The organism is Buchnera aphidicola (Ceratoglyphina bambusae) (assembly GCF_039363085.1).
Lineage (GTDB): Bacteria > Pseudomonadota > Gammaproteobacteria > Enterobacterales > Enterobacteriaceae > Buchnera_G > Buchnera_G aphidicola_E.
In genome coordinates this window covers 119370-132346 of record NZ_CP134982.1, presented here as the reverse complement: position 1 = coordinate 132346, position 12977 = coordinate 119370, and the positions used below count along the sequence as shown (strand labels likewise).

Here is a 12977-nt window from a genome sequence, read left to right as displayed (position 1 = left end):
ATATCTATAAATCTTTATAATTCTTATTTAAATAAAATGATAAAATTAAAGATATTAGTAATAACATAGAGGATAATTCTATTACAAAAAAGTAATTAGAAAACAATACTTTACCTACATCTTTAGTAAAAATTATAATGTTTACACTTTTATTGTTAAAACAAAATAATGCTGTATATACAATTTCTATTAAAAAAAATGCACATAAAAATATGTACATAAATAAACTTAATATTTTTTTTAAACTAAAGTTTATAAAAAAAGACCTATTTTTATAATTAGTCATCATAATAACAAAAACAAATAATAACAAAATAGCACCAGAATATATAATAACTTGAAAAGAACCAATTAAATATGAACCTAATAAGAAAAATATACTAGATGTAGATAAAAAAGATATTATTAAAAACAATATTGAAAAAAATAAACTATTTCCTATAATTATAAAAAAAATAGAAATTAAAGAAATAAAACTTGATAAATAAAACGTTAGTTCCATAAATTTTCCTAATTATTAAGGTAATATTTTTTTAGTATCAACACAATCAATAATTTTTTTATTTTTATTAAAATTATTACTATTAGCTTTTATTCCAGAAACTGAATAAAAATCATAATCTGGATACTTTCCAGTTCCAGATATTAACAAATCTTCTTTTTCATATATTAAATCTTCTTTTTTATAATCAGATAATTCAAAATCTGGTATTAACTGAATTGCAGCTGTAGGGCATGCTTCTTCACACAAACCACAAAATATACATCTAGAGAAATCTATTTTAAAAAACTTTGGAAAATATCTATTATCCTTAGTTTTAGCTTGTTTTAAAACTATACAACTAGAAGGACATACAGATGCGCACAAATTACAAGCTACACATCTTTCATTTCCTTTTTTATCTGAAGTCAAAATAATTCTTCCTCTATATCTAGAAGATAAATCAACTTTTTCTTCAGGATATAGTTTTGTTTCTCTTTTTGAAAAGATATTTAATATAACAAAAAAAATACTTCTAAGTTGTGAAATTAGTGCAACAAAAAAAAACTTTAAAAAATGCATAAATTATCCTTTTAATATAAAATTAAATTAAAAAATGCAGTACCAAATAAATTTAATAATGAAACAGGAAAACAAAATTTCCATCCAAAAGAAACGACTTGATCATATCTAGGTCTAGGCAAAGAAGCTCTTACTAAAATAAACAAAAAAATTAACAAAAAAGTTTTTATAAGAAAACAAAAAATAGGATATGAATCTATTCCTAAATATCCACCAAAAAATATGCATGTAATAAACGCAGAAATAGAAAAAATTGATATATATTCAGAAATAAAAAAAATACCAAATTTCATTCCAGAATATTCTATATGATATCCATCTGCAAGTTCTTGTTCTGATTCAGGCTGATCAAAAGGATGTCTATGACAAACAGCTAAACTTGCAATAAAAAAAATACAAAAGTTTATAAATTGAGGAATTACATTCCACAAATGTTTTTGATCTATTATTATATCATTAACATTACAAGAATTAGATTTTATCACTATTGACATAATAGAAATTCCTAAAAAAATTTCATAACTCAAAGTTTGAGCAATAGATCTAATCGATCCTAACAAAGAATATTTATTATTACTAGAAATTCCAGCAAATAATATAGAATAAACAGATAAACTGACCAACATTAAAAAAAATAATATTCCTATATTTAAATCTAACATTTTATACTCATTAGAAATAGTTATTGTAAAAAACATTAATAAAGATATACAAAATGAAAATATAGGAGACACAAAAAATATAAACTTTTTGCTGAAGGGAGGTATCCAATCTTCTTTAAATAATATTTTTATCATATCAGCAAAAATTTGTAAACATCCATTCCATCCTACTCTATTAGGCCCATGTCTGTTTTGAAGCAATGCTAAAATTCTTCTTTCTAATATACTAAGAAAAGCTCCTAAACACATTATTAAAAAAATAACAAAAAAAATTTTTACATAATTAAATAAAATACTCATAATGTTTTACTTTTTAATTAATTTATATTATTTTAAATTTTTTAATTTTATAATTATTTAAAAAAACAGGCACATTAAAAGATCCAACAGGTAAAGAAATATATCCTGTTTTTAAAAATTTAGAAAAAAATATTTTTATTTTAAATTTTTTACCTTCACAATTAAATTCTAATATATCTTTAATTTTTATATTTAAAAAGTTTGCATATCTATCGTTTATAAAACCATTTATATATTTTATTTTTTCATTTTTTTTAAAGGAAAATTGAGACATTTCTTCAAGTTCAAATAAAAAATTATGTTTTGTAATTATTAATTTATGTTCTTTATAATTTTTTGAAAAAGATATTTTATTATAATTAATTTTTTTATTTTTTACTGATTCAAAAATTTTTATTCCTGAAGAAATATTTTCTTTTAAAACATGACTATCAGCAATATTATTCCAAGCTTGAGAAGAATTTATTCCAGGGTTCCATATAAAAGGTATATGACTAATTTTGTTATTAAAATTATTAGATCCTTCCATAGAAAAAGAAAACATAGTTTCTGAATCATATATAAGATTTTTTTTAAAATTTTCTTTATTATAACGTAATAAAGTTCTTCCACTATATCTATTTGGAGATCTAGGTATTTTTTGCCCAGATATTCTAAAATCAGAATTTTTAGAAGCATATTTTATTTTTTTTAAAATTGGAAATTTTTTAATACATAAGTTTAAAATATTTTTTAAATTATTACATTTACATTTTTTATTATTAATTTTATAATATATTTCTTTTATCCATTTCCAACTTTCCATTCTATTGCATTTTATGTCATAAGATTTTTTATCAAAAACTTTAAAAAATCTTTGAGCTCTTGCTTCATAATTTAATATAGTTCCAGTACTTTCAAAAAAACTTTTTGTAGGAAATGATAAATTAAAATTTTTCATACTTTTAGTATACAAATGATCTAAAACTATTATTTTGTTTTTATTTTTTAAAATTTTATTTATAATTTTTTCAGATATAAATCTATATAAATCTATTTCTAATAAAATTATAGAAACTTTTTTTTCCATATAAGCTATATTTAATATTTCATCTAAAGAAATATTACTCATAGCAGAAACTCCGATACTATTAGAATTATTAGTTAAAAAAACATTTCCTAATAAACTATTAATCTTTCTAAAAGAAATTATTAAATTAATATAAGATTTTAATAAATTATAATCATTATCACAACAACTAAATATAAAAAGAGGTTTTTTAGATTTTAATAACGCATTATAAATGTAATAAACTTTATCTTTAATAAGCTCATAAAAAGAACATTTTTTAAATATTTCTTTATTTACATATTTTTCTAAAAAATATAAAAATCTAGCTTTGTCCTCAGAATCACTATAATAATTTATATTAGAAATGTCTTCTAATTTAGTTTTGTTATTACTTAATATAAATAAAGAACTATTATTTTTGTTATTAAATATTTTATTTTCTTCAGAAATTTTACAAACATTACAATTTTTTTTAAAACTAAAAATATTATTTTTAATTTGATTATTAACAGATTGTCTTACAGACAAAGACATTCTTGGCGCAGTAATTGTAATATCTTGACCAACAATTAATATAAAATCATAATTTTCTATTTCTTTTAAAGTAGGAGTATATACATAATTATTTTTTAAAAAATTTGTAATTTTATTTACACATTTATTTTCATCTTTAAGCATACCGTTTGAAAAATTTTTTTTACCAACAAAATTTAATAAAGAAAAGTTGTTTTCTATACTAGATCTAGATGATCCAATCCCTAGTATTTTATTAGATTTTATTAAAATATTTTTTGCAAAATTTATAGCTTTTTTTTTCTTTAATTTAAAAAATTTATTTTTTTCTATAAAAAATGGATTAGAAGGATTTTTTTTTAAATTAACAAAATTATATCCAAACCTACCCAAATCACATATAAAATATTCATTTACATCTTTATTATATCTATTTTCTATTTTATTTAAATTTCCAAATCTTTCTCCTGCTATAATATTACAACCTACACTACAAAAATTACATACACTAGGGGCGTATTGCATATCCCATTTTCTACTATAATTTTTGTTATGTAATTTATCAGTAAAAACTCCAGTAGGGCAAATTTCTATTAAATTACCTGAATGTTCATTCTCTAAATCCCCATCTTCTGATCTTCCAAAATAAATATTATTTGATAATCCATATACGTCAAAATCTTTACCACCTGCATAATCTTTATAAAATCTCACACATCTATAACATGAAATACATCTATTCATTTCATGAGAAATAAATTTTCCTAAATATTGATTTTTATATGTTCTTTTATTATATCTATATCTCCTTTTATTATGTTCAGAAATTACAGTCATATCTTGTAAATGACAATTTCCACCCTCTGAACATACCGGGCAATCATGTGGATGATTTAACATTAAAAATTCTATAATACTTTTCCTAAAATTATATGCTTCACTATCATTAACATAAATAATCATTCCATTTTTAACTTCTGTCATACACGACATAACTATTTTACTTTGAATAGACCCGTTCACATCTAATATATCATATTTAACAGCACATTGCCTGCATGATCCTGCACTTCCTAATGAAGGGTGCCAACAAAAATATGGAATATTAATATTATTTAATAAACAATTATGTAAAAGATTTTTTGACACATCTATTTTATATTTTTTATTATCTACTAACATTGTTTGCATAATGTTTGATTCCAAAACAAAATATTAAAAAATAACTTAATTTATAAAAATATGTTAAAAATAATTTATTAACTATTAAAATTATTTTTTTGAATACCACTTATTTTCTTATCATCTAAAGAAGAAGACAAATCAATTCCAGATTCAAATTCTTTTCTAAAATATTTTATAGAACTATGTAATGGACTAATAGCACCAGGAGCAAAAGCGCAAAAAGTTTTTCCAATATCTAAATTTCTACATATATCTTCTAATAACTCAATATCTCCTATTTTACCTTTTTTATTAACTATATCTTGCAAAATTTTTACTAACCAAGGAAGACCTTCTCTGCAAGGAGTGCACCACCCGCAAGATTCTCTAGAAAAAAAAATTTCTATATTAAGTAATAAAGATACTATATTTATAGTGTTATCTATAGCTATAGAAATAGCAGTACCTAATCTACTTCCTAATAAACTAATATGTTTAAAATCCATTGGAGTATCTAAATGAAATTCAGTTAATAAACCAGTTCCTGAACCTCCTGGAAGCCAAGCTTTTAACTGATATCCTTTTTTCATACCTTTAGCATAATCTTCTAATATTTCTCTAGCGGTAATTCCAAACGGAACTTCCCATAATCCAGGATTGTTAACTTTTCCAGAAAATCCCATTAATTTTGTCCCTGTATCAGAATTATTAGAAATATTATTATACCAATATGATCCATTTAAAATTATTGCTGGAATATTAGATAAAGTTTCTACATTATTAACACAAGTAGGTTTGTTCCATAATCCCTTCTCTGAAGGAAATGGAGGTTTACTCCTTGGATTAGGTCTTTTACCTTCTAAAGAATTTATTAATGCTGTTTCTTCTCCACATATATATCTCCCTGCTCCTGAATGTATAAAAATTTCTAAATCAAATCCACTATTTAATATGTTTTTACCTATGTAGCCATTATTTTTTGCTTCTAATATAGATTTTTCTAATAAAATTTTTGCTAAAAAATATTCATCTCTTAAAAATATATAGCTGCAAGAAGATTCTATAGCATAAGAACTTAATATAATTCCTTCTAAAAGCAAATGAGGTAATGTTTCCATTAAAAATCTATCTTTATAAGTTCCAGGCTCCATTTCATCAGCGTTACAAAGTAAATATCTACTTTTATTAGAATTATAATTTTTAGGCATTAAACTCCACTTAATTCCAGTAAAAAAACCAGCCCCTCCCCTGCCTTTAAGCTTGGACTTTTTAACTTCATTAATAACTTCTAATGGAGACATATTTTTTAATGCATATTTTAATGCTAAATAACCTCTCTTTTTTTCATATTCTTTTATAAAAATAGTATTTTTTCTATTTTGTATTCTCCAAGTTAAAGGATGAGTTTCTTCATTATTATAAAATTTTTTTTTCATTTAAAATTCTCTAATATAGATATTGCGGATTTTGTATTAATATTGGAAAACAAATTTTCATTTATCATCATAGTGGGGCTTTTATCACAATTTCCTAAACAACACACTGGCAATAAAGTAAATTTATTATTTTTTGTTGTTTGACCAGGACATATATTTAAATAATTAGATAAAGATTTTTCTATATTCTTATAACCATTTATATAACATACTACACCATCACAATATCTTATAATATTTTTTCCTACTGGTCTTCTAAAAATTTGACTATAAAAAGTTGCAATACTTTCTATTTTAGAAACTGGAACTAAAAGAATTTTAGAAATTTCTAACATTATATCTGATGATATCCAATTTAATCTTCTTTGAACAAATTTTAAAGATTCTATAATAGCTGCATCAGAGTTATTATATTTCTTTATTTCTTTCAAAATAAATTTTTTTTCTTTTACACTTAATTTTTTATTTTTCATATAAATTTCATTTTAAATATTTTAATGTTATCTATCTACATCTGACATAACAAAATCTATACTACCTAAATATGCAATTAAATCTGAAATAGTATATCCATTTATAACTGATGGAATTTGTTGCAAATGTGCAAAACTAGGAGTTCTAATTCTAGTACGATAACTCATATTTCCTTTATCACTTATTACATAATAACTATTTATTCCTTTAGTCCCTTCTATCATTTGAAAAGATTCATCACATGGCATAATAGGCCCCCATGAAACTTGCAAAAAATGAGATATCATGTTTTCAATATCATTAAATACTAATTCTTTAGGAGGGGGAGTAGTTAAAGGATGATCTACTTTAAAAGGCCCTTCTGGCATATTGTCCATACATTGCTGCAAAATAATTATACTTTGAAAAATTTCTTCAAATTTAAGCATAACTCTAGTATAACAATCACTATTTTCGTATCCTAATGGTATTTTAAAATCAAAATTTTCATAACCAGAATACGGTCTGGATTTTCTAACGTCAAAATTTATTCCTGTAGCTCTTAGCCCCGCTCCTGTTATACCCCAAGACAATGCCTGATTTTTATCATAACAAGCAACATTTTTAGATCTATTTATTAATATACTATTCTTTAAAGCAGTTTTATAATATAAATTTAATCTTTTAGGTATCCATTCTAAAAAATTTTTTAATAATTTGTTCCACCCTATAGGTAAATCATGAGACACACCTCCTATTCTAAACCATGCTGGATGCATTCTAAAACCAGTTATAGCTTCTATTATATCATATATTTTTTGACGGTCTGTAAAAATTAAAAATATTGGAGTCATAGCTCCAACATCCTGAATAAATGTAGCTATATATAATAAATGACTATTTATTCTAAATAATTCAGACAACATTACTCTTATAACTTTAATTCTATCAGAAACTATTATATTAGCTAATTTTTCTAAAGACAATATATAAGGCATTTCATTAACACAACCACCTAAATATTCTATTCTATCAGTATATGGAATATAATTATGCCAAGTTTGCCTTTCAGCCATTTTTTCTGCTCCTCTATGATGAAATCCTATATCAGGAAGACAATCTACAATTATTTCTCCTCTTAATTTTAATATTATTCTAAAGACTCCATGTACAGAAGGATGATTTGGCCCTAAATTTAAAAACATAAAATCAGAATTTTTTTCATCAATCATTCCCCAATGTTTTGGATTAAACTTCAATGATTCCATTTCTATATTTTCAATTTCTTTGCTTAAATTATATTCTTCTCTTTCTGTTGCTCTAGCTAAATAATCTTTTCTTAATGGATAACCTTTCCAATTTCTAGGCATTATTATTCTTCTTAAAAATGGGTGACCTAAAAATTTTATTCCAAACATTTCCCAAGTTTCACATTCGTACCAATTAGAATTTTTAAATAATTTAGTTATACTATTTATTGTTAAATCATCATTTTTTAATGGCACTTTTAACATTATATCTTTGTTTCTTTCTATAGATATTATATAATAAAATACAGAAAAATCTGCTTTAGGTAATTCATCTTTATATATTCTTGTTCTTTCATCTATACCATGAAGATCATATAAAAAAATATATGGTTTTTTTATATTTTTTAAAAATAGTAAAACATCTATTAAAATTTCTTTTTTAATCCATATAACATCACATCCAATTTTAGTATTTTGTATAGCTAATATATTTTTTTTAAAAATATTAACTAATTTATTTATAATAGAAAAATTAGAACAATTGTTAAAATTTAAATTATTATTAGTGATTATTGTTTTTATTTTCATTTTCTTTTAAATTATATTATATTATTTCAGGATTTTTATATTTTTTTATAAACATTCTTTTATTTTTTAATATTTTTTCTGACTTCATAATAGGTTTTTCAAACTTTTTATCACTAATTACCCAAGACAATGGTCTTTTTTCTTTTGATATAGATTTTTGCAACAAATTCAACGCATGAATATAAGCTTCTGGTCTAGGAGGACAGCCTGGAATATATACATCTACAGGCAATATTTTGTCAATTCCTTGTACTACTGAATAAATATCATACATTCCTCCAGAATTAGCACAAGCCCCCATTGAAATAACCCACTTAGGCTCTAACATTTGATCATATAAAAGTTTTATTACTGGAACCATTTTAATAAATGGAGTTCCAGAAACAACCATTAAATCAGATTGTCTTGGAGAAGTTCTTATAACTTCTGATCCAAATCTAGAAATGTCATGAATAGAAGTAAAACTAGTAGCCATTTCTACATAACAACATGATAATCCAAAATTATAAGGCCATATAGAATTTTTTCTACCCCAATTTACTAAATTATTTAATATGTTTTTTATATTTCCTAAAAACACATTTTTAAAAAAATTATTTGTACTTTTTTTTTTAAAACTATTTGTTTTGTTTTTTTTCTTATTATAATCATTTACTTTAGTTAATATATATTTCATACTTTCCTTATAAGATAATTTAAAATTATTTTATTTACTTTTATTAAAACTAAATATATTTAATTTTATTATATATAATAAACCTAAAAGAATCGTAAAAACAAAAAATAACGATTCAAAAAATCCATACCACATGTTTTCTTTTATACTTAAAGACCATGTATATAAATATAATGACTCTGTGTCAAAAATAACAAAAAACATAGCTATTAAATAAAATTGTATAAAAAGTTTTAAGTTATTTTTTTTATAAGAATATATTCCTGACTCAAATGGTAAATTTCTATTTTTTGATATAGATTTGTTACCTAAAAAATAACTAAACAACAATATTAACAAACAAAATATAATTGATAAAATTAAACAGATTAAAACAGATATATTTTCCATAAATTAATTTAATTAATAAATATATTATTATAAAATAAAAATATTGTTAAAATATTTATTTTATATTGATACAATTATTTACAAAAATCAATTTTTTTAATAAATTTACACTTGATAGATAACTCAATCACCCCCATCTTATTATTATAAGAGAAATTTAAAATATTACATTTAGTAAATAAAAAAAAAAAAGAAAATAATTCGAGGAAAAATATGAGTAAAATTATAGGAATAGATTTAGGTACTACAAATTCTTGTGTAGCTATAATAGATGCTAATAAAACTAAAGTATTAGAAAATTCAGAAGGGGACAGAACTACACCATCAATTGTTGCATATACATCAGAAGGAGAAGTTCTAGTAGGGCAGCCGGCGAAAAGACAAGCTGTAACAAATCCTAAAAACACTTTATTTGCAATAAAAAGATTAATAGGAAGAAAATTTTCAGATAAAGAAGTACAAAAAGATATAAAAATTATGCCTTATGAAATAATAAATTCAAATAATGGAGATGCATGGATAAAAATAAAGAACAAAAAAATAGCTCCACCTCAAATTTCAGCTGAAATATTAAAAAAAATGAAAAAAACAGCTGAAGAATATATAGGTGAAAAAATAAAAGAAGCGGTGATAACAGTTCCAGCATATTTTAATGATTCTCAAAGACAAGCAACTAAAGATGCTGGTAAAATAGCAGGATTAGAAGTAAAAAGAATAATAAACGAGCCAACTGCCGCGGCTTTGGCCTATGGATTAGATAAAAATAAAGGGAATAGAACTATAGCAGTATATGATTTAGGTGGAGGAACATTTGATATTTCTATAATAGAAATAGATGAAGTAGATAAAGAAAAAACGTTTGAAGTTCTATCTACAAATGGAGATACACACTTAGGAGGAGAAGATTTTGATAGCAGAATAATAAATTATTTAGTAGATGAATTTAAAAAAGAACAAGGAATAGATTTAAGAAAAGATGCATTAGCTATGCAAAGATTAAAAGAATCTTCAGAAAAAGCTAAAATAGAATTATCTTCAACTAAACAAACTGACATAAATTTACCTTATATAACAGCAGATTCTAATGGTCCTAAACATTTTAATATAAAATTAACTAGAACTAAATTAGAATCATTAGTAGAAGATTTAATTGAAAGATCTATAAAACCTCTTGAAATGGCGTTAAAAGACGCTAAATTATCAAAATCTAAAATAAATGATATAATTTTAGTTGGTGGCCAAACTAGAATGCCTATGGTACAAAAAAAAGTAGAAGAATTCTTTGGTAAAAAACCAAGAAAAGACGTTAATCCTGATGAAGCTGTTGCGGTAGGAGCAGCAGTACAAGGAGGAGTGTTATCTGGATCTGTAAAAGATGTATTATTACTTGATGTAACTCCTTTATCACTAGGAATAGAAACTATGGGTGGTATAATGACTACATTAATAAATAAAAACACTACTGTACCAACTAAACATAGTCAAATATTTTCTACTGCTGAAGATAATCAATCTGCTGTAACTATACATATACTACAGGGAGAAAGAAAAAGGGCATTAAACAATAAATCATTAGGACAATTTAATTTAGATGGAATACAACCAGCGCCAAGAGGAATGCCTCAAATAGAAGTTACTTTTGATATAGATGCAGATGGAATTTTACATGTATCAGCAAAAGATAAAAATACTAATAAAGAACAGAAAATAACTATAAAATCATCATCAGGTCTAAACGAAGAAGAAATTAAAAAAATGATTGATGATGCAAAAATAAATTCTGAAAATGACAAAAAATTTGAAGAATTAATGAAAGTTAAAAACCATGGAGATCAAATTTCTCATAGTACAAAAAAACAATTATCTGAAAATGATAAAAAAATTAACGAAGATGACAAAAAAATTATAGAAAAATCTTTACAAGAACTTGATTTTTCTTTAAAAGGAGAAGATAAAGAAAAAATAGAAAAATGTATAGAATCAGTTATAAAAGTGACTGCTAAAATTATGCAATTTAACAATACAAATAATGAAAATAAAGAAAATAAAAACAATACTACAAAAGAAAAAAAAGAAAAGAACGTAGTAGATGCAGAATTTGAAGAAGTAAAAAAATCTAAAAAATAAAAAATTTATAAAAACTAAAATTATTACACGCCGTAAATTAACACGGGAAAAGATTTATCTTAACCCGTGATTTTATATATTAAATTTAGGAAATTAAATATGGCGAAAAAAGATTATTATAAAGTTTTAGGAATATCTCCAGAAGCTAATGATTTAGAAATAAAAAGAGCTTATAAGAAATTAGCCATAAAATATCATCCTGATAGAAATCATGGTAATAAAATTTATGAAAATAAATTTAAAGAAGTAAAAGAAGCTTATGAAATATTATCTGATTCTAAAAAAAGAGAATCATATGATAAATATGGGCATAACGCTTTTAATCAATCTAATTATAAAAATGATTATAATGAAAGTTTTACTAGTACAAATGATTTTGGAGATATTTTTGGAGAAGTTTTTGGAGATATATTTGGTAGTGACAAAAGAAATAACACACGAGAAGAGAGAGGATCAGATTTACAATATAATTTAAATTTAAACTTAGAAGATGCAGTAAATGGAGTAGAAAAAAAAATTAAAATACCTACTTTAAAAAAATGTAATATTTGTAATGGCAGTGGAAGCAAAAATATCTCAAATAAAAACAATTATTGCAATACTTGTGAAGGGAGTGGACAAATACACATTAGAAAAGGTTTTTTTTCTGTTCAACAAACTTGTCATATGTGCTATGGAAAAGGAACATACATAAAAAATCCTTGTTATAAGTGTAATGGTAATGGCAGAATAAATACAATAAAAACATTATCTATAAAAATACCTTCAGGTATAGACAATGGAAATAAAATAAGATTAAATGGAGAAGGAGAAGCAGGTAAAAATAATTCTTCAAGCGGAGATTTATATATAAAAATAAAAATAAATAAACATCCTATTTTTAAAAGAAAAAAAATGAATTTGTATTGTAAAATACCAATAAATTTTCATATAGCTGCATTAGGTGGTGATGTAGAAGTTCCTACATTAAATGGAAAAGTTAAATTAAAAATACCAAAAGAAACACAATCAGGAAAATTATTTAGAATAAAAGGAAAGGGTGTAAAATCAATTAATAATACATATTATGGAGATTTAATATGTAAAATAATAGTTGAAACACCTGTAAATCTAAATGCAAAACAAAAAAAAATAGTAGAAAAATTAGGAAAAAGTTTAAATTCATCTAATGGAAATAAAAATAATCCAAAACATGAAAGATTTTTTTCTAGTGTGAAAAAATTTTTTAAAAATCTTAGAAAATATAAAATATAAAATATTGCTTCCTTAGTTCAATTACAAGGAGGCAATTTATAGCCCCCAAA

11 protein-coding genes are annotated in these 12977 nt (G+C 23.1%); 2 read left to right on the top strand and 9 right to left on the bottom strand.

The window, feature by feature from the left end; all coding sequences use genetic code 11:
• Positions 1 to 4: 4 nt before the first annotated feature.
• From RJD23_RS00605 to ndhC, 9 genes are all read right to left on the bottom strand, one after another.
• Positions 5 to 502: an NADH-quinone oxidoreductase subunit J family protein gene (locus tag RJD23_RS00605; RefSeq protein WP_343188322.1), complete on the bottom strand. Its 498-nt coding sequence runs from the start codon at positions 500 to 502 to the stop codon at positions 5 to 7.
• A 15-nt stretch (positions 503 to 517) separates the two neighbouring features.
• On the bottom strand, positions 518 to 1063 hold the full coding sequence (gene nuoI / locus RJD23_RS00600) for an NADH-quinone oxidoreductase subunit NuoI (RefSeq protein WP_343188321.1): 546 nt from the start codon (positions 1061 to 1063) through the stop codon (positions 518 to 520).
• An 11-nt stretch (positions 1064 to 1074) separates the two neighbouring features.
• Positions 1075 to 2025 carry an NADH-quinone oxidoreductase subunit NuoH gene (gene nuoH / locus RJD23_RS00595; protein ID WP_343188320.1) on the bottom strand — a complete coding sequence of 317 codons (951 nt, stop codon included), beginning with the start codon at positions 2023 to 2025 and terminating at the stop codon, positions 1075 to 1077.
• Between the two features lie 22 nt (positions 2026 to 2047).
• Complete coding sequence (gene nuoG / locus RJD23_RS00590) at positions 2048 to 4780, bottom strand: NADH-quinone oxidoreductase subunit NuoG (protein WP_343188319.1); 2733 nt, start codon at positions 4778 to 4780, stop codon at positions 2048 to 2050.
• Between the two features lie 68 nt (positions 4781 to 4848).
• Positions 4849 to 6189 carry an NADH-quinone oxidoreductase subunit NuoF gene (gene nuoF / locus RJD23_RS00585; RefSeq protein WP_343188318.1) on the bottom strand — a complete coding sequence of 447 codons (1341 nt, stop codon included), beginning with the start codon at positions 6187 to 6189 and terminating at the stop codon, positions 4849 to 4851.
• Positions 6186 to 6662: an NADH-quinone oxidoreductase subunit NuoE gene (gene nuoE, locus RJD23_RS00580; protein ID WP_343188317.1), complete on the bottom strand. Its 477-nt coding sequence runs from the start codon at positions 6660 to 6662 to the stop codon at positions 6186 to 6188. The genes nuoF and nuoE overlap by 4 nt, the downstream gene beginning before the upstream one ends.
• A gap of 27 nt (positions 6663 to 6689) precedes the next feature.
• Positions 6690 to 8480 (bottom strand): NADH-quinone oxidoreductase subunit C/D, encoded by a 1791-nt coding sequence (gene nuoC, locus RJD23_RS00575; RefSeq protein WP_343188316.1) that lies wholly within the window; start codon positions 8478 to 8480, stop codon positions 6690 to 6692.
• A gap of 16 nt (positions 8481 to 8496) precedes the next feature.
• On the bottom strand, positions 8497 to 9156 hold the full coding sequence (locus tag RJD23_RS00570) for an NADH-quinone oxidoreductase subunit B (RefSeq protein WP_343188315.1): 660 nt from the start codon (positions 9154 to 9156) through the stop codon (positions 8497 to 8499).
• Positions 9157 to 9186: 30 nt separating this feature from the next.
• The gene (ndhC, locus tag RJD23_RS00565) at positions 9187 to 9546 is read right to left on the bottom strand and encodes an NADH-quinone oxidoreductase subunit A (protein WP_343188314.1); all 360 of its coding nucleotides are present in this window, start codon (positions 9544 to 9546) and stop codon (positions 9187 to 9189) included.
• A 213-nt stretch (positions 9547 to 9759) separates the two neighbouring features.
• Here ndhC and dnaK point away from each other — a divergent pair, with 213 nt between their 5' ends.
• Both dnaK and dnaJ read left to right on the top strand, forming a co-directional pair.
• On the top strand, positions 9760 to 11673 hold the full coding sequence (gene dnaK / locus RJD23_RS00560; protein WP_343188313.1) for a molecular chaperone DnaK: 1914 nt from the start codon (positions 9760 to 9762) through the stop codon (positions 11671 to 11673).
• A 99-nt stretch (positions 11674 to 11772) separates the two neighbouring features.
• The gene (gene dnaJ, locus RJD23_RS00555) at positions 11773 to 12927 is read left to right on the top strand and encodes a molecular chaperone DnaJ (RefSeq protein ID WP_343188312.1); all 1155 of its coding nucleotides are present in this window, start codon (positions 11773 to 11775) and stop codon (positions 12925 to 12927) included.
• The last annotated feature ends 50 nt before the right edge of the window (positions 12928 to 12977 follow it).